Source organism: Salinispora sp. CH2A1_6 (assembly GCF_056820975.1).
The window spans coordinates 562431-585028 of record NZ_JBXEDG010000003.1; the positions used below are offsets into that span (position 1 = coordinate 562431).

Below are 22598 nucleotides of genomic sequence, written 5' to 3' on the forward strand. Positions count from 1 at the left end.
CGGGGGATCTGTGGGAAAGGCTGGGACATGGACATCCGTGGAATAGACCACATCGAACTCTACGTAGACGACACCCGCGAGGCAGCCGCTTACTTCGGCAACGCGGTGGGGCTGCGGCCGCGCGGCCAGGGTGGCCCGGAGACCGGGCTGACCGGGCAGCGATCGCTGCTGCTCCGGCACGCGGACATCCGGTTGCTGCTCACCTCCGGGCTGACCGCCGATCATCCGGCGGCGGCGTATGTGCGGCGGCATGGCGACGGCATCGCGGTGGTCGCCCTGGCGGTTGACGACGCCGCCGAGGCGTACGCCGAACTGCTGGCCCGGGGGGCAATCGGTGAGCTGCCGCCGACCACCATCACCAGTGCGGACGCCGAGGTCGTCATCGCCGAGGTGGCGGGTTTCGCCGATGTGCGGCACCGGTTGGTCGAGCGCCGTCGAGGCGGTGGTGACTTCCTGCCGGGCCTGGCGGAGCTGCCGCCGGTACATGCCGCCGAGAACCTGCTTGCCGAGATCGACCACCTGGCCGTGTGCGTGCCGCCCGGGCAACTCGCCGAGACGGTTCGTGGCTACCGCGAGGTCTTCGGCTTCGACGAGATCTTCCACGAGTACGTGGAGGTTGACGGCCAGGCGATGAACTCCACCGTGGTGCAGAGCCGGTCCGGGCGGGTGACGTTGGTGTTGCTCGAACCGGATACCCGTCGGCGGGCCGGGCAGATCGACGCCTTCCTCGCCCAGCACTCCGGTGCGGGCGTGCAGCACCTCGGGTTGCGCACCGACGACATCATCGCGGCGATCGGCGCGCTGCGCCAGCGCGGGGTGCGGTTCGCGCGCACGCCGGCGGCCTACTACGACGACCTGGAGAACCGGGTCGGCCAGGTCGACGGGTCCGTGGAGCAGTTGCGGGAATTCGGGGTACTGGTTGACCGGGACCACGACGGCCAACTGCTGCAGATCTTCACTGAGTCGATGCACGTGCGCCGCACGCTCTTCCTGGAGCTGATCGAGCGGCGTGGAGCGCGGACCTTCGGCAGCGGCAACATCAAGGCGCTCTATGAGGCCAAGGAGCGGGAATTGGCGGTGGTGGCCTCCGCCGGAGGTTTGGCCGCTACCCAGGAGGTGACGGGATGACTATTACCGATTTCGAATCATGCCTGACCGATGAGGAAAGGTCGCTGCTCCCGTCCGACGAGGACGTGGAATTCTATGCCGAGCACGGCTGGTATCTGTCGAAGAAACTGCTCACCGACGACGAGGTGGACGCCCTCGCCGCGGCTACCGACCGGTACTACGCCGGTGAACGGCACCGCCGGCTACCGGTGCGGCCCCCGAAGCTCGCCTACTGGGAGCCGGCCAGGGGCGCGGTGCAGCGGCACAACGACTACGTCCACCACGAGCACGACGGGCTCGGGGCGATCCTGCGCAAGCGGCTGATCGGGGCGGTCGCCGCCCGGCTGGCGCAGGCCGACGAGATCCGGATCTTCCAGTCCACGTTGATCCTCAAGCCGCCCATCGACGGGGAGCCGTCGAACATCGTGCCCTGGCACTTTGACAAGCACTACTGGGCGTCCTCGTCGTCGGAGCGGATGCTGACCGCCTTCATCCCGTTCCACGACTGCGGGGAGGAGTTGGGCACCATTGTCATGGTCGACGGCTCACACCGGTGGGTCGAGGTCGGCGCCGACGACACCGTGGTGCGGCACTTCGCTGACCGTGACCGCGACCAACTCGACGACATGCTGGCCCGCAACGCCGGACACAACGACGCCGAAGTCCGGAAGATCCCGATGGTGATCCCGAAGGGGCACATGAGCTTCCACCACTGCCGGACCTACCACGGCAGCGGTGCGAACGTCAGCGGACAGCCCCGCCAGGCGATCTCGCTGCACCTGCAGGACGGCGACAACCGGTGGCGGGCGTATCCGCTCTCCACCGGTGAGAACGCCGCGTACAACCACGACGTGCTGGTTCGCCGTACCGACGACGGGCGGCCGGACTACGCGGACCCCGAATATTGCCCGGTCATCTGGCGTCACCACGCCAAGCAGGGAGGCTGAGTCATGTCACGGTACGACTGGGGAAAGACGCACCCGGGGATCGAGCGGCTGGAAAGGGCGGTGGCGGACAGCCGAGACCGGGTGGTCAAGCATCCGCTGTACGCCAGCCTTGACAACCATTCGGCGCTGGTCACCTTCATGGAGCACCACGTCTTCGCGGTCTGGGACTTCATGTCCCTGCTCAAGTCGCTGCAGCGGCAGCTCACCTGCGTGACGGTGCCGTGGATCCCGACCGGGCCGACCGGCAGCCGCCGCCTGATCAACGACATCGTGATGGTCGAGGAGAGTGACGAACTGGGGTCGGGCTACCTTAGCCACTTCGAGCTGTACATGCAGGGCATGACCGAGGCCGGCGCCGACACGAAGCCGGTGGAGGAGTTGATCGAGTCGTTGCGCGCCGGCCGCTCGGTAACCGAATCGTTGGCGGCGGCCGGGGTGCCCGCCCCGTCCATGGCGTTCGCCAGCACCACCTGGCGGATCATCGACACCACGCCGGTGCACTGCCAGGCCGCCGCGTTCGCGTTCGGTCGGGAGGATCTGATCCCGGAGATGTTCACCCAGGTAGTCGCCGTCAACCACCAGTCCGGACGACTGACCCGGTTCGTGGACTACCTGGAGCGACACATCGAGGTCGATGGCGAGCAGCACACCCCCATGGCCATGCAGATGCTCGCCGACCTCTGTGGCGACGACGACACCAGGTGGCAGGAGTGCGCGGATGTCGTCAACACCGCGCTCACCGCCCGCGCCCGGTTGTGGGACGACATCTTTGCCGCGGTCAAGGGGGCCCCGGCAGCGGCTTCGGGGCGCGGGTGAGCGGAGCCGACCCGATCCGGCTCTACCGTACGGTGCGGCTGATCCGCCGGTTCGAGGAGCGGGCGATCGCACTCGTCCGCTCCGGGGACATCGTCGGCGGCATCCATCCGTACCTGGGCCAGGAGGGGATCGCGGCCGGGGTGTGCGCGGCGCTGCGCCCCGACGACGTGGTCGCCGGCACCCATCGGGGGCACGGGCACGTGCTCGCGAAGGGCGCTGACCCGGGCCAGATGATGGCGGAGCTGTGTGGTCGGGTGACGGGCCTGAACCGGGGCCGGGGCGGGTCGATGCACGCCGCTGACTTCGCCGCCGGCGTTCTCGGGGCCAACGCCATCGTCGGCGCGGGCGGTGCGATCGTGACCGGCGCCGTCTGGGCTCGGCGTCGGCGCGGCGAGGACCTGGTGGGGGTCAGCTTCTTCGGTGACGGCGCGGTCAATGAGGGGATGCTGCTGGAGGCGTTCAACCTGGCCGCACTCTGGCGGGTGCCGGTGCTGTTCGTCTGCGAGAACAACGGCTACGCCACCACCATGCCGGTGGCCGACGCGGTGGCGGGCAGTATCTCGGCGCGGGCAGAGGCCTTCGGCATCCGGGCGAGCACGGTGGATGGTCAGGACCCGGCAGCGGTGCACGCCAGCACCGCTGCCGCCCTCGCCCGGATGCGCGCCGATGGGGGTCCCGAGTTCCTGGAGGCCCGCACGTTTCGGTTTGACGCCCACCACACCTTCGAACACGCGGTCCGCCTCGACTATCGCTCACCGGAGGAGGTCGCGCGGGGGCGGTCCCGGGATCCGGTGCGAATCGCCGGCTCCCGGCTGCCGGCCGCCGATCGGGCGGCGGTCGACGCCGACGTGGAGGCGGTGCTCGAGGCGGCGGTGGCGCAGGCGCTCGCCGCCGCCGAGCCCGACCCCGCCACCGCGCTGGAGTATCTGTATGCCAGTGGGCTGACCGCCCGTACCGGAGGTGGATAGATGCCGCGGCTGTCCTACCGCAAAGCGCTCAACCGGGCGCTCGCCGACGAGTTGGCCCGCGACGAGGAGGTGTTCCTGCTCGGGGAGGACATCCGGGTCGCCGCGTCGGCGGTCACCGCCGGTCTACTGAAGCGCTTCGGCCCCGAGCGGGTCCGCGACACCCCGCTCTCGGAGCAGGCGTTCACCAGCTTCGCCACCGGTGCGGCGTTGGTCGGGGCTCGGCCGGTGGTGGAGTTCCAGATCCCGGCACTGCTGTTTCTGGTCTTCGAACAGATTGTCAACCACGCGCACAAGTTCCCGTTGATGACCGGCGGCCAGTGCGCGGTGCCGGTCACCTACCTGGTGCCCGGGTCCGGGTCGCGTACCGGGTGGGCGGGGCAGCACTCCGACCATCCGTACAGCCTCTTCGCCCATGCCGGGGTGACCACTGTGGTGCCGGCCACCCCGGCGGACGCGTACGGACTGCTGGTGTCGGCGATCCGTTGCGACGACCCGGTGGTGGTGTTCGCCCCGGCCGCGGCGATGGAACTCCGCGCCGAGGTCAGTGACCCGGTGCCGGTGCCGTTGGGGCGGGGGCGGGTGCATCGGACCGGCGACGATGTGACGGTGGTCGCCGTCGGGCATCTGGTGCACGATGCGCTCGCTGTCGCCGACGAACTGGCCGGCGAGGTCTCGGTGGAGGTCTTCGACCCGCGCACCCTGTACCCGTTTGACTGGGACGGACTGCTCGGCTCGGTGGCCCGGACCGGGCGGCTGGTGGTGGTGGACGACTCGAACCGTTCCTGCGGCATCGCCGGTGAGGTCATCGCCACCGTGGTCGAACAGGTCCGACTGCATGCGCCGCCGCGTCGGGTCACCCGCCCGGACGGCGCGGTGTTGCCGTTCGCCCCGGTCCTGGACCGAGCCGTACAACCGGGCCGTGAGCTGTTGCGGCACGCCATCGCCCACGTCAGCAAGGATGGATGACCACATGACCGATGTTGACTACCGCTGGCCGTCCACCGCGCAGGCCTGGCTGGACCTGCCCGCTGACCTCCGCTCCGACCTGGTCTCTGCCGGGGTGGAGTCCTGGCGCGAGGTCTTCGACGGCCGGGCTTCGTACAACCAGCAGTGGCGGCTGGCCCGACCACCGGTGATGGACCGCGTCTCGCTGCGGGTGCTCAACTCCGTCTGTGACCGGCTCGCCCAGCTGATCTTCGAAGCGTGTCAGCGGCGGGCCAGGACGGCGGGGGAGTTGCGTCACCTGCTCGGCATGCCCGTGGGGCAGAACCGGTTGCTCGACGAGGCCGAGCCGCTCACGGAGGCGTTGCTCGCCGGCTTCCGCCCGGATGTGTTGCTGAGTGACGGGGTGCCGCGGGTGGTGGAGTACAACATCGACAGTAGCCTCGGTGGGGTACTCGATGCGGACACGACAGTACGCCGTTTCGTTGATCTCTACCGGCGGCGCGGCCTTGACCGGGTCCGGATGGAAGCGGCGCCATCTGCGGTGGACATGCGGTTTGCCGCGATTCGGGACGGTCTTGGCTTGGCGGTCGGGGCGCGGCTCGCATTGTTGATCGACTTTGACGGCGAGTATCCGGGGCTGGAGAACCCGGAGCGCTTCTACCGGAAGTTGGCGCCGCTGGTTGACCGCGCCGCCGTCGCCGGCCTGGATCTGGTCGTCGCACCGGTTGGCGAGGCCACCCAGGACACCGAGGGGCGACTGGTCGTCCGGGGCAGCCCGGTTGACGGGCTGTTCCGGCTCTTCGTGCCGAACCGGGTTACGCCCAGCGCCGGGGTGGAGGCCCTGGAAGCGGCGGTGCGGGCGGGAACCGTCCCGATGTGGGTGTCGGCGGCAGCGTGGCTGCTGGGGAACAAGCAGGTGCTCGCCTGGCTCTGGGCGGACGCTGATGCGTTGCCGGCAGTCGACCGGGATCTGATCCACCGGTATGTGCCGCAGACCTGGCTGTTCACTCCGGACCTGGTCGAGCAGGCGGTGGCGGACCGGCACGACCTGGTGGTCAAGCCATCCGGTGGATCCGCCGGGATGAACGTGCTGATCGGCCGGGAAACCGAAGCGGACGCCTGGCGGGAGGCGCTGGGCCGGTTCGCCCCGCAGGGCGGGTTCATTCTGCAACGCTATGTGCGCGCTGACGACGTGCCGGTGGAGTTCGTGCACATGGAGAGCGGGGAACTGGTCACCGCGGAGGTGCCGTACAGTATCGCCCCGTATCTCTTCGGCCGTAAGCCGGCGGGCGCCTGTGTTCGCATCGGCTTCCCCGGTAGCCAGGGAGTGCTCAACCTGGCCCGCGGCGTGCTCATCTCCGGCCTGCTGGTGACCGACCCGCCGCGGTCCTGACCCCCCGGGTCGTGCGGGACTTTCACCGGGAGCCGGCCCCGCCAAGGCTGACCACCGGCCCGCCTTGGCCACCCGTCAGCGGAGACTGCTCCGGTCAGTGCCCGTCGCACCGAGATGGTGGGCGAGGCGACGGAGCGTCTCCGCCGCGGCGACGGCGTCGCTGCGGGCACTCCCGTGGCGGCCGTCGCTGCTGTAGATGGAGGGGTCGGCGGTCAACGGATGGTCGGTCAGGTGTACGTGGACCGTGTCGAGTCGGTTGGCCACCGCACGGGTGTGTTCGGCCAGCCGGCGCAGGCGTAGACCGAGGCCGGCGCGGCGCACCTGCGGTATGGCGGGGCTTTGCGAGACGTCGAACATGCCCACCGTGATGACCGTCGCCCCGGCGTGCTGTAGCGCTTCGACCATCTGGGCGATCTCGGCGTCCACCGCAGCGGGGTCATAACTGGGCCGGAACGCGTCGTTGCCGCCACAGACGACCAGGGCGAGATCCGGTGCGAACTCCAGTGCCGGGCCGAGCTGGCTGGCCCGGACCTGGTACGCCCGCAGCCCGCGCAACCCAAGATTGCGGTAGGCGAATTCCGGCGCCCGGGCGCGTAGCTCGGCGGCGATCCGGTCGGCCAACTGCACCTCCGGGTAGCCGTCTACCGGCTCACAGAGTCCTTCCGCGACGCTGTCGCCCAGCACCACGAAGCGTCGCCACGGATGTCCCTGGAGCAGGGCATGGCTTTCCTGTGCCGAAAGGCAGTAAGGGTCGGTGGCCTCGCTCTGCGTCGCTGCCATCTTCGGACGTTAGCGCAGGAGACGCCGGGGCGCTAAGCGGAGATCCGTCCTTGGTCGGAGGAATCGATCAACGGCGCTTCCGTCCGGATCCGGCGCAGAACAGCGGCGAGGGGAACAGCGGTGGCGGCGAAGATGAACAGGGCCGCGATCAGCAGCGCGGACTGGAGGCCGAGGGTGGTGACGGACGCGCCACCGAGCAGGGCACCCAGGGGTAGGCCGGCGAAGGCAAGCGCACCGGCCAGCCCGATCACCCGGGCCTGGAGCTCGGCCGGGGGACGTTCGTAGAGCGCGACGCCGAGCAGCGGGTTGACCACGGCGATGCCGACCCCGGAAACGAAGGTCACCACGACCACGACCGTGAGGTTGTCGCTGAGGGCCAGGACCAGCAGCCGGGGTGGGCCACTGACCGCGGCGCCGACCGCGAAGGTCAGGTCCCGGCGGAGCCGCGAGCCGAAGCTGGTGAACAGCACGTTTCCGAGCAGGGATCCGGCGGCGAAGGCACCGAGCACCAGCCCCAATCCGGCCGGGTTGCCCAACACGTCGGCCACCCAGAGCGGGATGTAGACCGCGATACTCGCGTTCACCACCATGTTCAGTGCGGAGATCACCAGCAGCATGGTGAGCACCATCCGGTCCTGCCGGAGATACCGGAGGCCGCCGGCGAGTGCCCGTGAATAGCGTTCCGGCGTCGAACTGGCCGGCCTACCGGTGCTGCGACGTACCAGGGTGGAAATCAGTAGCGCGCAGACCGCGAAGGTCGCCGCGTCAACGAGAATCGCCAACGTGGCGCCGAGCCACCAGATGAGCAGGCCACCAACGCTCGCCCCGAGTAGGGTCGTCAGCCGGGACATCCCGTCGTAGACCGAGGTGAGCCGGATCAACCGGACCCCGGCAGCTAACGCGGCCGGGCGGAACATCACGTGCTTGACCCGGTCGCCGACGCCGCGCAGCGTTCCCACCAGGGCCACCAGGACCAGCAGCGCGCCGAAGCCGAGCCACGGGGTGAGTGCCACCGCCACCATCAGCGCGGCGCTACCCAGATCGGCGAGGATAGCGGTGCGGCGAAGGCCGATCCGGTCGGCCAGCGGAGGGCCGAGGCCGCTGGAGAGTAGGTAGGGCAGGGTCTCGGCGGCGGCGACCAGCCCCATCTTCGCCGGGCTGCCGGTTGTCTCCAGCACCAGCCAGGGAATGGCGAGGATCGAGATTCGGCTACCGAGGTTGGAGAGCAGGTCGGCGCCGACGAGCGCGACCAGTTCTCGCCGTGGGGTCACGCGCGACGGCCGATCGACGCCTCCGGGTGCACGACGGCCGACGGGTGGCTGGCCGCGTACCGCGCCCGAAGGACCCGTTTGTCGACCTTGTTGGCGCGGTTCAGGGGTAGCGCGGCGACGAACTCCACCCCGCCGGGTGCCCAGGTGTCGCTGAGCGCGGCGGTCACCACGTCGATCAGCTCCGCGTCGGTCACCGCCGCACCGGGCCTCGGCACCACGTAGGCGTACGGCAGTTCGCCGGCCACCTCGTCGGGTACTCCGATTACCGCCGCCGCCCGGACGTCGGGATGCCCCGCCAGCGCGTCCTCGATCGGCCGGGAGTAGATCGGCCAGCTACGCCGGCGGGTGAGGATCCGGTCCTGCAACCGGTCCACCAGGTACAGGTAGCCATCCCCGTCGAGGTGGCCGACATCTCGGGTGCGTACCCAACCATCCACCAGGGTGTCTGCCGTCAGGTCCGGGTTGCCGTGGTAGCCGGCGAAGCGAAGTGCGGTCTGTACCCACACCTCACCGTCCACATCAGGGGGGAGGACAGTCCCGTCTGGGCCGCGGATCTCGATTCGTACGTCGCCGTAGGGCTCCCCGCAGGAGCGCAGGCGCTCCGGGTGCGCCGGGTCCTCGGTCAGGCCCGGTTGCGCGGTGACCACCACCGCCTCACTGAGCCCGTACACGATGCGCAGCACCGGACCGAATCGAGTGATCGCCTGGCGCAGCCGGGCGGGTGCGGCGGGACCGGCGCCCACGTTGAACATGAACATCGAGGAGAAGTCGACCCCGGGCAGGGTGGGGTGATCGAGCACCTCGTAGAGCATCGGTGGGGTCAGGAAGGTGGAGGTGATCCGCTCGGCCGGCACGGTCTGGATGAACTCCACCGCGTCCCAGCCCTCCCGGGGAAACAACACGCCGCCGGTGAAGAGATTGAACAGGGTGGTGATCTGGCCACTGGCCAGCCACATGGGGGAGTAGGACAGGTGGCGCAGCAGCGGCAACCCGGCGGTGCGGAAACCGGCCGCCAGAGCGAGGACCTGGTCGTAGAAGCTCTCCTGGTGCCGCACCAGCTTCGGGGTGCCGGTGGTGCCGGAGGTCTGCAGGAGAGACTCCGCTGCCGGCACCTGGATGGGCAGGTCGGCGGCGGCTGGGGTGGGGACCAGGTCTACGCCGAGGCGGAGCACCGGCCGGTCGCGCAGCCCTTCGGCCAGCTCCGCACCGACGTTGGCTGGGTCGCGGGCGTCGTAGAGCAGCGCGTCGGGCTGGGCGAGTGCGACGAATTCCTTGATCTCCCGGTGTGAGGTGACCGGAGCGATCCACATCGTACGGCAGCCGAGGAGGTGTAACGCGAGCTGTAGCAGTGGGCCTTCCACGGGATTTCCGAGCGATAGCAGCACCGCGCCGCCGGGTCGGACTCCGTGGCGGAGCAGCGTCGTGGCGAATCCGCATATCTGGGCGTGTATGTCGGTATAGGTCAGCCGTTGCGCACCGTTAACGATTGCCGCGCGGTCCCCGAATTCGGCGAAAAGTGCCAATGCCTGGTGCACATAGCCCGGCTGCGGTCGGTCGGCCATCCGGACGCCCCCATTCACGGCAGCGATGTGCCCGGGACAGGTGCCCGGGGCACGGTGCGGGCCACGGGCGACCGCGCCACCAGCTCTGAGCCTAGGGCAGGCAACGGAAATGACACACGAGCCGAAGGGGGCCTTCGATCAGTCCGGCAGGACACCTGATCACGCCGGTCAGGTTGATTGACGCCTCCACGCGGCGACGGATACGTTCCGCAGCACGCCCAGTTGAACGCCGGCAGTGGCCGGAACGGACGCTGGGCTGCCAACAATGGAGGTTCAATGTCGACCCCGAAAAAATGGCATTTTGTGGCGGCGACTGCCGCGCTACTGATGGTGGCCACTCCCAGCGTGGTAGCGAACGCGGATTCATCAGCCGAGGTGGCAAGGCATGGCAAGAACACCTGGGCCGCGAGTTGGGCGACCGCGGTGGCCCGGGGCAATTCGGGCGGCCTGACCAACAGGGGCCTTGAGGACCAAACTATCCGGAACATCGTGCACACCACCGTCGGTGGGTCGGTGCTGCGGGTCCGGCTCAGCAATATGTACGGTGAGCAGCCCGTCCAGGTCGGTCGGGCGACGATCGCTCGACCGGACGAGACAACTCCTGACGATCTGTCCGACATCGACCCCAGTACGGTGCGAGAGCTGACCTTCTCTGGGTCGACCTCGGCGACGATGAACCAGGGCGCTGAGTTGATCAGCGACCCGATCGACTTTTCGATCGGTGACCAGCAGGACCTGGTGGTCACGGTCTACTACCCGGTCCTGACCGGGCCGGTGACCTTCCACGGCACCTCCCGCCAGACGAGCTTCATCGGTGATGATGATCTGACCTCGGATACTGGTGCCGGCCTGTCGAGGCTTGCGGACTGCTGCTGGTTCTTCCTGTCTGGCATCGATGTGCAGCGCCGTAAGAGTCCCGGCTCAGTGGTGGTTTTCGGTGACTCGATCGCCGATGCCAACGGCAGCACGCTCAACGCCAACAAGCGCTGGCCGGATCTGTTGGCCGACCGGTTTATCGATGCCCGTCCGGACTCCCGGACCCCGGCCGTGCTCAACATGAGTCTCGCCGGTAACCGGCTCAACCACGAGGGTGCGGAGCCGGGAGCAGGCGGATTCCCCGGTTACCATGAGTTGGGGCCGAACGCGCTCGCCCGGCTCGACGAGGACATCTTTGCCCAGAACGGCGCTCGAGCCGTGATTACCCACCTGGGTATCAACGACGTCTGGATGTCCGACGACTCCGCCGAGGCGATCATTACCTCGCTCCGGCAGATCAACCAGCAGGTCAAGGCACGTGGCCTGCGGAGCCTGGTGGGCACGTTGACGCCGTACGAGGGGCACGGCGAGCCGGGTGTGTGGACGCCGGAGAAGGAGGCGACCCGGCAGACGGTGAACGAGTATCTGCGCACCAGTAAGGAGTTCGACGGGGTCATTGACTTCGATCGGGTGCTGCGCGACCCGGCGCAGCCCAGCCGACTGTTGCCGGCGTACGACTCGGGGGATCAGCTTCACCCGAACGACGCCGGCAACCAGGCGATGGCCGGCGCCGTCTCCTTGCGCCTGCTCGGTCTGTGACATTGGTTCGGGCGGCGGAGAATTCCGTCGCCCGAACCGCCGTATCGTGGGGAGGTGCCGTGCCGGACATCGAGGGCCTACTAGCCCGTCTCTACAGCGCGCGGGGCCGGCAGGATCCCTATCCCGTCTACGCCGACCTCCACGCGCAGGCAGCGATCGCCGCCCTGAGGCCGGGGCCGGGGCGGCAGCGGGTCGCCGCGGTGGCGGTCGGCTATGACCTGGTCGCTGCGGTGCTGCGGGACCCGGAGTGGTGCAAACAGCCGCCGCCGGGCTGGAGGGACCAGGAGATCCTCCGGATCCTCCAGTCATCGATGATGTTCATCAATCCTCCCGATCATGGCCGAATGCGGCACGTGTTCGCCGGCACCTTCACACCGCGTCGGCTCGGTGCCCTGGAACCGGTGATCAACCGGGTGACCGACGAACTACTGGACCGGATGGCCGACGCCGGGCCGGGTGAGGTGGACTTCGTCGCCGAGTTCGCATACCCACTGCCAGCCCGGGTGATGGCCGAGTTCATCGGTATTCCCACGACCGAGCTGGCCTGGTACCGGGAGCGGGTGGACCGGGTTGACGCGTTCCTGGACGTGGCCGGCAAGACGCCAGAGCGGCTGGCAGCGGCGAACGCCGCCGGGGCCGAACTGCGAGCCTTCTACCGGGAGTTGCTCGCGCGTCGTCGCCGGACGCCGGGCGAGGACCTGATCAGCGGCCTGGTGGAGGCGGTTGACGCGGGCGGTGTGGAGCTGACCGAGGATGAGTTGATCAGTAACCTGATCGTGCTCTTCAACGCCAGCTTCGTTACCACCGTCTACCTGCTCAGCAACGGCTTGCCGGTGCTGCTGGCACATCCGGAGGTGGCGGCAGCGCTGGCCGACAACCCGGAACTGGCCGCGGGGGCGGTCGACGAGATTCTGCGGCTGCAGACGCCGGTGCACCTGTTGGCCCGCGCCGCGCCGCGGGACACGGTGCTCGGCGGGGTGTCGATCCCGCAGGGCCAGAACGTTCTGTTGCTGATCGCCGCCGCCAACCGGGATCCGGCCCACTTCCCAGACCCGGACCGGTTCGACCCCCGACGGTCGGGTCCGTCCTCGCTGGCGTTCGGCCTCGGCCTGCACTACTGCCTCGGCGCCGCCGTCTCCCGGCTGGAGGGCCGGTTGGCACTACCCCGGCTGCTGTCCCGTTTCCCGCGGCTGCGAATCCTGGAGCAGCCGGTGTACAGCGGCAGCCTCTTCCTGCGTGGAATCGACAAACTCTCGGTCAGCCCGGGGGGAAGGGAGTATCCGTGAATGAGCGACCAATCGGTATGGGGTGGTGGCGTGGGCCTGCATCCTGAGGCTGAGGCGTACCGGGCGGGCCGCGCGGCGGCCGGTACCCCGCCGCTGTACACGCAGACCCTCGCCGAGGCCCGCGCGGCCGACCTCGCTGCGATCCGGGCCGGCTCCGGCCCGGTCGAGCCGGTCCACGAGGTACGCGACGCGTGCCTCCCCGGACCGGCCGGTGACCTCCCGGTCCGGGTGTACCGCCCCGCCGAGCCCGGGCCGCTGCCGACACTGCTCTACTTTTTCGGCGGTGGGTGGACGCTGGGCAGCATCGACACCGCGGACGGGGTCTGTCGGCGACTGGCCAATGCGGTGCCCTGCCAGGTGGTCACTGTCGGCTATCGGCTGGCCCCCGAGCACCCGTTCCCGGCGGCCGTGCACGACTGCCACGCTGCCCTGCGCCACATCGCGGCGCATCCAGCGGAGTTCGACGCAGACCCCGAGCGGCTCGCGGTGGGCGGGGACAGCGCGGGTGGCAACCTGGCCGCCGCGGTCACGCTGCTGGCCCAGAAGGACGGTCCCCGGCTGGTAGCGCAGTTGTTGGTCTACCCGAACACCGACCAGACGATCGAGCCGCCCGGTGGCGAGGATCCGCTGCTGTTCAACCGCCGCTCGGTCGCCTGGTACCGGTCCCACTACCTGGCCGACCCGACCGACGCCCAACACCCGCTCGCGTCGCCGCTACTCGCCGACGACCTCACCGGCCTGCCGCCGGCGTTCGTGGTCACCGCCGAGCACGACCCGCTCTGTGCCGAGGGCGAGCAGTACGCCGACCGGCTTCGCGCTGCTGGCGTGGAGACCGTCCTCACCCGGTACGCGGGCATGGTCCACGGCTTCTTCACCATGCCCGGTGTCTTCGATGCCGGGCGGGAGGCTCAGGAAGCGGCGGCGACCTTCCTGCGCCGCCGCCTCCGTCGGACACCGGCCGACGATGGCTGAGCGGCCGGGGGTGCTGCCCGGCGGGCCGCCGGTGGCGCTGGCCGACTTCGCCGACCTCGCCCGCGCGGTACTACCGCCGGAGGTGTGGGACTTCGTGGCCGGTGGCAGCGGCGCCGAGACGACGCTGGCGGCGAATCGACGGGCCCTGGACCGGACCGGTGTGCTGCCCCGCGTGCTGTGCGGTTCGTCAACGCCGCCGACCGACGCCCGGCTGTTGGGAGCCGTCCATGCGCTGCCGGTGGCGGTCGCGCCGATGGCATATCAGCGGCTGCTGCACCCCGACGGGGAGGTTGCCCTTGCCGCGGCGGCCGGCGCGGCCGGCATCCCGTATGTGGCCAGCACGCTCGGCAGCGTTCCGATCGAGGAGGTCGCGCGAGCCGGCGGCGACGTCTGGTTCCAGCTCTACTGGTTGCGGGACCGGGGGCTCGTCGCCGACCTACTGGACCGGGCCGAAGCGGCGGGCTGCACCGCGCTGGTGCTCACCGTGGACGTGCCGATTCTCGGCCGTCGGCTGCGGGACCTGCGTAACTCGTTCGTCATTCCACCGGAGGTGATCGCCGCGAACCTACCCACCGGCCGGGACAGCCTCGCCCACACGGCGACCCCGGGCGTATCCGCGGTGGCCGCACACACCGGCGCGGTCTTCGCGCCGGCCGTGAGCTGGGACGACCTGGAGTGGCTGCGGGAGCGGACCGCGGTCCCGCTGGTCGTCAAAGGGGTGCTCGATCCGCGTGATGCCGCTCGCGCGGTGACGGCCGGAGCGGACGCGGTGGTGGTCTCCAACCACGGGGGGCGCCAGCTTGACGGCGCACCGGCCACCGCGACCGCGCTGCCCGCGGTCGTTGACGCCGTGGGCGACCGCGGCGAGGTGTTCCTGGACAGCGGTATTCGGGGCGGAGCGGACGTGTTGCGGGCCCTCGCCCTCGGTGCGCGGGGCGTCCTGCTGGGCCGCCCGCTGCTCTGGGCGTTGGCGGCCGGTGGCCGGGCCGGGGCCGAGACGGCCCTGTCGCTGCTGGCTGAGGAGCTTCGGGACGCGCTCGCGTTGGCGGGGTGCACCGACGTGGCGGCGGCCCGGCAACTGCGGACGACGACGGTGCAGTGATCGTGGAACTGCAGCTGGCCGACCTGCATCCGGCGCTCGATGATCCGGCTCTGCACTCGATGAACTTCCTGAACGAGGTGGCGCAGGACTACCCGGACGCGGTGTCACTCGCCGCTGGCCGGCCGTACGAGGAGTTCTTCGAGTTCTCGGCACTGCACCGGTACCTGGACATCTTTCGGCAGCACCTGGTCGATGACCTCGGGCAGGATCCGGTGCAGGTGCATCGCACCCTGTTCCAGTACGGGCGGACCAAGGGGATCGTGCATCACCTGGTCGCCCGGAACCTCGCCGTGGACGAGGGGATGACGGTCGACCCGGAGGCGATCGTGGTGACCGTCGGGTGTCAGGAGGCGATGTTCCTGGTGCTGCGGGCGCTACGCGCCGGCCCCCGAGACGTCCTGCTCGCGGTGGCGCCGACCTATGTGGGGCTTACCGGAGCCGCGCGGTTGCTGGACTTTCCGGTCCGCCCGGTGGCGACGACCGACTCCGGGGTGGACCTGGCGGACCTGCGCGGTCAGGTGCATCGGGCCCGGGCGGAGGGGCTGCGCCCGCGCGCCTGCTACCTGATGCCGGACTTTGCCAATCCGTCGGGCACCAGCATGTCGTTGGCCGGTCGACGGGCGCTGCTGGACCTGGCCGCCGAGGAGGAGTTACTCCTGATCGAGGACAACCCGTACGGTCTCTTCCCGGCCACGCAGAGTCGGCGGCTGCCCACGTTGAAGGCCTTGGACACCAATCGTCAGGTGGTATACCTGGGGTCGTTCGCGAAAACGGTGCTACCCGGCGCACGGGTTGGCTACGTGGTGGCCGACCAGTCGGTGGAAGACGCCGATGGCGCGTCGGGCCTCCTCGCCGACCAGCTGGCCAAGGTCAAGAGCATGGTCTCGGTGAACACCTCGCCGGTGGCCCAGGCGGTGGTCGGCGGTGTGCTGCTCGCCCACGATTGCAGCCTGGTGGCGGCAACGGTCCGACAGCGCACCGTCTACGCCGAGAACCTGCGTTACCTGGTTGAGGGCTTGGCTCGGTGGTTCCCGGCCGGCTCGTCGGTACGGTGGACGGTGCCCGCTGGCGGGTTCTTCGTGGTGGTCACCGTGCCGTTTCCGGTGGACGACGCGCTGCTGCACCGCTCCGCCCGGGAGTACGGGGTGCTGTGGACCCCGATGGCGCACTTCTACGGCGACGGTGTGCCGGTGCACGCGCTGCGGTTGTCGGTCAGCGCGGTCACCCGGGACGATATCGACCGTGGGTTGGGTCGGCTCGCCGCGCTCGTCGCGGGGGAGGTGACGCGGCGGGACTCGGGACCAGGGGGGTGCTGACTCTTCGCGTTTGTGCCATATCGAAGGGTGACCACCCCCTGATGCGTGGTCCTCGATGGACACCCATAATGGAGTCCATGGTCGCTTGGGAATACGCACTGCTGGTCCGCCGCTACCAAGGGCAGGGCCGCAACTTTCACGTCAGCTTTGTCTGGTACGGCCCAGACGGATCCCGCCGAGATGTCACCACCTACGGCGACACCGCGATCGCCCACCTCAACCGGGTCGGGCGCGAGGGGTGGGAACTGGTCGCCGCGGCCGAGGACGTGAACAACGTCCAGGGCAGCACCGAGGTGCACCGCTATCACCTCAAGCGGCCGTTGACCTGAGGCCGGGCACGGGCGGCGTGCCTTCCGATGGCGGTCGTGGTGCCGGTGTCCGATTTGCTGATCTTTATTAGCTAGGATCCCGGACGTGAGAAATCGGCTACTGGCCGCTGCCTCAAGCGTCCTGCTGCTCCCCATCGTGGTGCCCGCGTCGCCCACCGTCGCCGCACCCTCGCCGACGGTGGTGCCGTGCCCGCAGGCCAGCGTGCCGGCGGCAACGCCGTCCCGGCCGCCCCGGCCTTCCCCGCCGCCGGCGGTGGCTGAGGACCAGGTGGTCGGCGGGGCGGCGTTGGCCACCCCCGGCCTGGTGGTCCCGGCTGCGGGCGCCCAGCCGCCGGAGGTGACCGCGACCTCGTGGCTGGTCGCGGATCTTGACACCGGTGAGGTGCTGGGTGCGTGTGGCCCGCACGAGTACGCCACCCCGGCGAGTGTGCAGAAGTTGCTGCTGACCGCCGCCCTGCTGCCGAACCTTGACCCACAGCAGGTGGTCACGGTGACGAAGGAGGATCTGGACATCGAGCCCGGCTCGTCGGCGGTCGGCCTGCTCGTCGGCGGGCAGTATCCGGTGGAGACGCTCTGGCTTGGCCTGCTGCTGCAATCGGGTAACGACGCGGCGAATGTCCTCGCCCGCCTCGGCGGCGGTGCCGAGGGTCGGGCTGGGGGCGTCCGCGCGATGAACGAGTTCGCCGAGCAGCTGGGGGCTCGGCAGACGCACGCGGTCACACCATCCGGGTTGGACGGGGAGGGTCAGTTCACGAGTGCCTACGATCTCGCGTTGATCGCCCGGGCCTGTTTCGCCGAGCCGGCCTTCCAGCGGTACGCGCTGACCGAAACCCACCAGATCCCCGACCAGGAGGCGCTCGGCAGGAAGGGTTTCCAGATCCAGAACGGCAACTCTCTCATCGACCACTATCCGGGTGCCCGCGGTGGCAAGACCGGCTTCACCATGTTGGCCCGGCACACGTACGTCGGCGCGGCCGAACGTGATGGCCGACGCCTGGTGGTCACGTTGCTGGGCGCCGAGGCGCGGCCGTTGCGTGGTTGGGAGCAGGGCGCCACTCTGCTCGACTGGGGCTTCGCGCTGCCTCGGGACGCGTCGGTCGGTCACCTCGTCGAGCCGGGTGAGCTGACCGCCTCACCGTCCGCCCCGCCCGCGGCCGCCGATACCCGGGCCGCCGCCGACGATTCGCTCCCGGACGGGCTGACCGGCCCTGGGCCGCTGCTGGTCGCGGCCGTGATCGGGGTGGGTGGGCTGGCGGTGCTGTTCGTGCGTCTGGCCCGTCGCCCCCGGCGCGGGCCGGGGCGGCGTCGTCGGGGGCGAGGGCGGCGTCGGGCCTGACCAGGCCCGACGCACGGCCGGGGCGTCGCCGCCGCGGCCCGCAGGAGGGGCTCGTATCCTTTCGGGCAACACGTCGTCGGGGGCGTTGCCGTCTGCCGACGATCCGGACATGCGGACGAAAGGACACGGCGTGAGTAGCGAGACGTTGGAGTTCCAGGCGGAGGCACGCCAGCTGCTTCAGCTGATGGTTCACTCGATCTACTCGAACAAGGATGTCTTCCTGCGCGAGTTGATCTCGAATGCCTCCGACGCGTTGGACAAGCTGCGTCTGGCGTCGCTGCGGGACAAGGACCTCGACGTCGACACCGCCGACCTGCACATCGCGATCGAGGTCGACCCGGACGCACGCACGCTGACCGTGCGGGACAACGGGATCGGGATGTCCCGCGACGAGGTCGTTCAGGTGATCGGCACGATCGCCAAGTCCGGCACCGCGGAGCTGCTCCGTAAGCTGCGGGAATCAGCCGACGCGGAGGCGTCGCAGGAGCTGATCGGCCAGTTCGGCGTCGGTTTCTACGCGGCGTTCATGGTCGCCGACCGGGTTGTCCTGGTCACCCGGGAGGCGGGAGCGACCGACGGCACCCGCTGGGAGTCGAGCGGGGAGGGCACGTACACGATCGCCTCGGCCACGGACGTTCCGCAGGGAACGGCGGTCACGCTGCACCTGAAGCCGGCCGACTCCGAGGACAACCTGCACGACTACGCCGCCGAGTGGACAGTTCGGCAGATCGTCAAGCGGTACTCCGACTTCATCGCCCACCCGATCCGGATGGCGGTTGAGCGGCCCGGCACCGACGGGGGCGAGCCGACCACCGAGGTGCAGACGCTCAACTCGATGAAGGCGCTCTGGGCGCGGTCCCGCGACGAGGTGGAACCGGCCGAGTACCACGAGTTCTACAAGCACGTCAGCCATGACTGGGCCGACCCGCTCGAGGTCGTGCACATGCGGGGAGAAGGCACCTTCGAGTACGAGGCGCTGCTCTTCCTCCCCACCCACGCACCGCTGGACCTCTTCTCCCCACAGGGACGACGTGGTGTGCAGCTCTACGTCAAGCGCGTCTTCATCATGGATGACTGCGAGGCGTTGATGCCGGGCTATCTGCGCTTCGTCAAGGGCGTGGTTGACGCGCATGACCTGTCGCTCAACATCTCCCGCGAGCTACTCCAGCAGGACCGGCAGATTCAGGTGGTCCGCCGCCGTCTGGTCAAGAAGATCCTCGCCACCGTCAAGGACCTCAAGGCCAACCAACCGGAGAAGTACCGCACCTTCTGGACCGAGTTCGGTGCTGTTGTCAAGGAAGGGCTGATCGACGACACGGAGAACCGGGATTCGCTTCTGGAGCTCCTCTCCGTCGCCTCCACCCACGATCCGGCCGAGTCGACCGACCTCGCCAGCTACGTCGCGCGGATGAAGGACGGCCAGACCGACATCTACTACGCCACCGGCGAGAACCGCACCACCATCGAGAACTCGCCGCACATGGAGGCGTTCCGGGCCAAGGGCTTCGAGGTGCTGTTGCTCACCGACCCGGTGGACGAGGTGTGGGTGGAGCGGGTCGGCGAGTACGAGGGCAAGACGCTGCGTTCGGTTGCCAAGGGTCAGGTTGACCTGGACACCGAGGAGGAGCGCTCGGCGGCCGAGGCCGAACGGGAGCGCCAGCGCACCGAGTACGCCGACCTGCTCACCTGGCTGGGCAGTACCCTCGCCGACCAGGTCCGGGAGGTCCGCCTCTCCGCCCGGCTGACCACCTCACCGGCCTGCGTGGTCGGTGACGCGCAGGACATCACGCCGACGCTGGAGAAGATGTACCGCGCGATGGGGCACGAGGTGCCGCAGGTCAAGCGGATCCTCGAGCTGAACCCGACGCACCCGTTGGTCAGTGGGTTGCGCAAGGCTCAGGAACAAGGTGTCACCGAGGAGTCACTGAAAGAGACCGCCGAGCTGCTCTACGGAATGGCGTTGCTCGCTGAGGGGGGCGAGCTGGCCGACCCGTCCCGCTTCACTCGGATCCTCGCCGAGCGTCTCGCTCGTACCCTCTGATCCGCGCCCCCCGGGAGCGGTGCTCGAGGTAGCGCACCGGTCGCCGTGCGGCGACCGGTGCTCAGGCGGCGATGTCGCGGTGGTGCTGCTGCTCCGGCGTGGTGGGACGCGGCGGGCCGACGTGGGAGGCGCTCCACTCGTCCGTCCGCCCTCGCCGCGGGTCGGCGGGCCGCTGCCCGGATGGTGTCTGGGCCATCCGAAGCGCGCGCTGGGCGGACTGCCAGGCGGTGCAGGGCCAGACCTGGCCGGCGCAGAGCAGGTTCACACAATCGGTGCCCGCAGCGTCCGGCTGGTGCGCGTCCGCCACCTTGAGGCCAAGCCCCCACAGCAGTGGGTCGCTCACCTCGTTCGGACGGCCGCTGCCGGTTACGGGCCGATGGTGGGTAGTATCGGACATCTCGGGCCCCCCTTCTGAGCTGCTGCGATACTACCTCCACTCCGCGCCGCTTCTGCCGAACGGGCACGTCGGGGCGGGGGTAGTGGGAACTGGCGCGACCCCAACCACGATGATGGTCGGGTGCGAATCCTGTCTATCCAGTCGTCGGTTGCCTACGGCCACGTCGGTAACTCCGCCGCCGTCTTTCCGCTGCAACGCCTCGGCCACGAGGTGTGGCCGGTACTGACGGTCCACTTCTCCAATCACACCGGCTACGGCGCATGGCGTGGGCCGCTGCTGGCGCCTGCGGATGTCGCCGAGGTCATCGCGGGCATCGCCGACCGCGGAGTGCTTGCCCAGGCCGATGCGGTGCTCTCCGGATACCAGGGCGACCCGGCGATGGGTGAGGTCATCATTGACGCGGTCCGCCGGGTGAAAGCCGTCAACCCCGCCGCCGTCTATTGCTGCGATCCGGTGATGGGCGACGTGGGGCGGGGGATGTTCGCTCGTCCCGGCATCCCGGAGTACCTGCGTGACGCGGTCGTACCGAACGCGGACATCATCACCCCCAACCAGTTCGAGCTGGAGTATCTCGCCGGCGGTCGGACCGAGACGCTGGCGGAGCTACTCGCGGCGGTCGACAAGGTGCGGGCGACCGGGCCGCGGCACGTACTGGTCACCAGCGTGCTCCACCGGGACCTGCCGGAGGAGCAGCTGGAGCTGGTGGCCGTCTCCGAGGAGGGGGCTTGGGCGGTGACCACACCGATGCTGCCGATCAGCCCGAACGGGGGCGGGGACGTCACGGCCGCGCTCTACCTCGCACACCTGTGGACCACTGATTCGCCCGCGACCGCGCTGGAGCGCACCAGCGCGAGCATCTTCCGGATCTTTGCGGCCACGTTGGCGGCGGGTACCCGGGAACTCCAGCTGGTCGCGGCCCAGGAGTCGATCGCCAGCCCGCCGCCGGGCTTCACCGCCCGCCGACTGCGCTGATCCGGAGCTGCTCGACACCTCTGGCGGTGCATGTGCCGTTCCCGGCACACCGCGACTCTGCGTCGACCAGAGTTGGTGGTGTCCGGACCGCCCAGCGTCGGACGGTCCGGACACCCGCGGAGGAGGCGACATGACCGGTCTCCAGATCGACCTTTACGAGCTTCGGATGGCCGCCAGCTACCTGCGCCACGACCTGACCGCACCCGCCACCTTCAGCCTCTTCTCCCGCCGGTTACCGGAGTGCCGTGGCTTCCTGGTGGCCGCCGGGCTCGACGAGGCGCTGACGTTTCTGGAGACCTTCTCGTTCGCTGACGACGAGCTGGCCTACCTGCGGGAGGTCCATGGTTTCGACGAGTCGGCCCTGGCGGCGCTCGCCCCGCTCCGGTTCACCGGAGACGTGCGGGCGGTGCCGGAGGGGCGGATCGTCTTCGCCGACGAGCCGTTGCTCGAGGTCACGGCACCGCTCGCCGAGGCGCAGCTGGTCGAGACCGGTCTGCTGAACCTGATCACGTTCCAGACCACGATCGCCAGTAAGGCGGCGCGGTGTCGGCTCGCCGCCGGTGGCGCGGAGCTGGTCGACTTCTCGTTCCGCCGCACCCATGGGCTGGCGGCGGGTGCCGGTGTGGCCCGGGCGTCCGCGATCGTCGGGTTCGCCGCGACCAGTCATGTGGAGGCAGCCCGGCGGTACGGGCTGCGACCGTCCGGCACGATGGCCCACTCGTACGTGGAGGCGTTCCCGGACGAGCGGGCCGCCTTCCGCGCCTTCGCGAGCGACTTCCCGGTCAACCCGATCTTCCTGGTGGACACCTACGACACGCCCGCCGGCGTACAGGCTGCGGTTGATGTCCTCACGGAGCTCGGACGGAGCGGTCCGGCGGGGGTCCGGCTGGATTCCGGGGACCTGGCCGCGCTGGCCCGGCAGGCCCGCGAGATCCTCGACACGGCGGGCCTGACCGAGGTCAAGATAATGGCCAGTGGGGGCCTGGACGAGGAGGCCATCGCGGGGCTGGTCGCGGCCGATGCCCCGATCGACGGGTACGGCGTCGGTACCAGGATGGGGGTCTCCGCGGACGCGCCGTCCCTGGACAGCGCGTACAAGCTGGTCAGCTACGGCGACCGACCAGTGGTCAAGCTGTCGTCGGGCAAGGTCACCCTGCCGGGTGCGAAGCAGGTCTTCCGGGACCCCAGTGGCGCCGACGGCGACCTCCTCGGGCTGCACACCGAAGCGTCGTCGCCAGGTCGGGAGCCGCTGCTCGTGCCGGTCATGCGCGCCGGACGGCGGCTCGACACCGCGGCCGCGGCCCAGGCCGTACGGGCCGCGCGGGACCGATTCGAGGCGGACCTGGCATGGCTGCCCGAGCCAGCCCGACGGCTGACCACACCGGTTCCGCCGGCCGTGACGGTCAGCCCGGAGCTTGCCGGCCTGCACGAGCGGGTGGCAGCGGCGGCCCGCTCGGGTCGCACGGGCAGGCAGTCGGGATAG

At 69.7% G+C, this 22598-nt stretch carries 20 protein-coding genes; 16 read left to right on the forward strand and 4 right to left on the reverse strand.

Going from position 1 to position 22598, the window contains the following annotated elements; all coding sequences use genetic code 11:
- Window positions 1-27 precede the first annotated feature (27 nt).
- The 6 genes from hppD to AC1UKG_RS07475 are packed head-to-tail and all read left to right on the forward strand — an operon-like array spanning window position 28 to window position 6176.
- A complete protein-coding gene (gene hppD, locus AC1UKG_RS07450; RefSeq protein ID WP_482642642.1) occupies window positions 28-1128 on the forward strand; it encodes a 4-hydroxyphenylpyruvate dioxygenase in 1101 nt (366 codons plus the stop codon).
- On the forward strand, window positions 1125-2054 hold the full coding sequence (locus AC1UKG_RS07455; RefSeq protein ID WP_018813360.1) for a phytanoyl-CoA dioxygenase family protein: 930 nt from the start codon (window positions 1125-1127) through the stop codon (window positions 2052-2054). The genes hppD and AC1UKG_RS07455 overlap by 4 nt, the downstream gene beginning before the upstream one ends.
- 3 nt (window positions 2055-2057) lie before the next feature.
- Complete coding sequence (locus AC1UKG_RS07460) at window positions 2058-2870, forward strand: DUF3050 domain-containing protein (protein WP_482642641.1); 813 nt, start codon at window positions 2058-2060, stop codon at window positions 2868-2870.
- On the forward strand, window positions 2867-3838 hold the full coding sequence (locus AC1UKG_RS07465; protein WP_029122840.1) for a thiamine pyrophosphate-dependent dehydrogenase E1 component subunit alpha: 972 nt from the start codon (window positions 2867-2869) through the stop codon (window positions 3836-3838). The genes AC1UKG_RS07460 and AC1UKG_RS07465 overlap by 4 nt, the downstream gene beginning before the upstream one ends.
- A complete protein-coding gene (locus tag AC1UKG_RS07470) occupies window positions 3839-4804 on the forward strand; it encodes a transketolase C-terminal domain-containing protein (protein WP_018742322.1) in 966 nt (321 codons plus the stop codon).
- A 4-nt stretch (window positions 4805-4808) separates the two neighbouring features.
- Window positions 4809-6176 carry a hypothetical protein gene (locus AC1UKG_RS07475; protein ID WP_018813358.1) on the forward strand — a complete coding sequence of 456 codons (1368 nt, stop codon included), beginning with the start codon at window positions 4809-4811 and terminating at the stop codon, window positions 6174-6176.
- Window positions 6177-6251: 75 nt separating this feature from the next.
- Here AC1UKG_RS07475 and AC1UKG_RS07480 read toward each other — a convergent pair whose 3' ends face one another.
- From AC1UKG_RS07480 to AC1UKG_RS07490, 3 genes are read right to left on the reverse strand one after another with little or no spacing between them, the layout of a single operon-like run.
- Window positions 6252-6956, reverse strand: coding sequence for an SGNH/GDSL hydrolase family protein (locus AC1UKG_RS07480; RefSeq protein WP_026271122.1), 705 nt, complete (start codon window positions 6954-6956; stop codon window positions 6252-6254).
- Window positions 6957-6988: 32 nt separating this feature from the next.
- Window positions 6989-8227: an MFS transporter gene (locus AC1UKG_RS07485; protein WP_482642640.1), complete on the reverse strand. Its 1239-nt coding sequence runs from the start codon at window positions 8225-8227 to the stop codon at window positions 6989-6991.
- Window positions 8224-9789, reverse strand: coding sequence for a class I adenylate-forming enzyme family protein (locus tag AC1UKG_RS07490; protein WP_482642639.1), 1566 nt, complete (start codon window positions 9787-9789; stop codon window positions 8224-8226). The genes AC1UKG_RS07485 and AC1UKG_RS07490 overlap by 4 nt, the downstream gene beginning before the upstream one ends.
- Window positions 9790-10092: 303 nt before the next feature.
- Here AC1UKG_RS07490 and AC1UKG_RS07495 point away from each other — a divergent pair, with 303 nt between their 5' ends.
- The 8 genes from AC1UKG_RS07495 to htpG all read left to right on the forward strand — a co-directional run bounded on the left by AC1UKG_RS07495 (window position 10093) and on the right by htpG (window position 19746).
- On the forward strand, window positions 10093-11364 hold the full coding sequence (locus AC1UKG_RS07495) for an SGNH/GDSL hydrolase family protein (protein WP_482642667.1): 1272 nt from the start codon (window positions 10093-10095) through the stop codon (window positions 11362-11364).
- Between the two features lie 59 nt (window positions 11365-11423).
- On the forward strand, window positions 11424-12650 hold the full coding sequence (locus AC1UKG_RS07500) for a cytochrome P450 (protein WP_482642638.1): 1227 nt from the start codon (window positions 11424-11426) through the stop codon (window positions 12648-12650).
- Window positions 12651-13622, forward strand: a complete 972-nt coding sequence (locus AC1UKG_RS07505; protein ID WP_018813354.1) for an alpha/beta hydrolase — start codon at window positions 12651-12653, stop codon at window positions 13620-13622.
- Window positions 13615-14724 carry an alpha-hydroxy acid oxidase gene (locus tag AC1UKG_RS07510; RefSeq protein WP_018742330.1) on the forward strand — a complete coding sequence of 370 codons (1110 nt, stop codon included), beginning with the start codon at window positions 13615-13617 and terminating at the stop codon, window positions 14722-14724. Before AC1UKG_RS07505 ends, AC1UKG_RS07510 begins: the two co-directional genes overlap by 8 nt.
- The gene (locus AC1UKG_RS07515) at window positions 14673-16040 is read left to right on the forward strand and encodes an aminotransferase-like domain-containing protein (RefSeq protein ID WP_018742331.1); all 1368 of its coding nucleotides are present in this window, start codon (window positions 14673-14675) and stop codon (window positions 16038-16040) included. The genes AC1UKG_RS07510 and AC1UKG_RS07515 overlap by 52 nt, the downstream gene beginning before the upstream one ends.
- 68 nt (window positions 16041-16108) lie before the next feature.
- Complete coding sequence (locus AC1UKG_RS07520) at window positions 16109-16369, forward strand: hypothetical protein (RefSeq protein ID WP_018742332.1); 261 nt, start codon at window positions 16109-16111, stop codon at window positions 16367-16369.
- Window positions 16370-16454: 85 nt separating this feature from the next.
- Window positions 16455-17705: a D-alanyl-D-alanine carboxypeptidase family protein gene (locus tag AC1UKG_RS07525; protein ID WP_482643193.1), complete on the forward strand. Its 1251-nt coding sequence runs from the start codon at window positions 16455-16457 to the stop codon at window positions 17703-17705.
- Between the two features lie 130 nt (window positions 17706-17835).
- Complete coding sequence (gene htpG / locus AC1UKG_RS07530; RefSeq protein ID WP_018742334.1) at window positions 17836-19746, forward strand: molecular chaperone HtpG; 1911 nt, start codon at window positions 17836-17838, stop codon at window positions 19744-19746.
- A 61-nt stretch (window positions 19747-19807) separates the two neighbouring features.
- Here htpG and AC1UKG_RS07535 read toward each other — a convergent pair whose 3' ends face one another.
- Window positions 19808-20143, reverse strand: coding sequence for a hypothetical protein (locus tag AC1UKG_RS07535; RefSeq protein WP_482642636.1), 336 nt, complete (start codon window positions 20141-20143; stop codon window positions 19808-19810).
- A gap of 120 nt (window positions 20144-20263) precedes the next feature.
- On the opposite strand from AC1UKG_RS07535, the gene pdxY reads away from it, so the two are divergent.
- Window positions 20264-21115: a pyridoxal kinase PdxY gene (pdxY, locus tag AC1UKG_RS07540; RefSeq protein WP_018742336.1), complete on the forward strand. Its 852-nt coding sequence runs from the start codon at window positions 20264-20266 to the stop codon at window positions 21113-21115.
- A 130-nt stretch (window positions 21116-21245) separates the two neighbouring features.
- The gene (locus tag AC1UKG_RS07545; protein WP_018813350.1) at window positions 21246-22598 is read left to right on the forward strand and encodes a nicotinate phosphoribosyltransferase; all 1353 of its coding nucleotides are present in this window, start codon (window positions 21246-21248) and stop codon (window positions 22596-22598) included.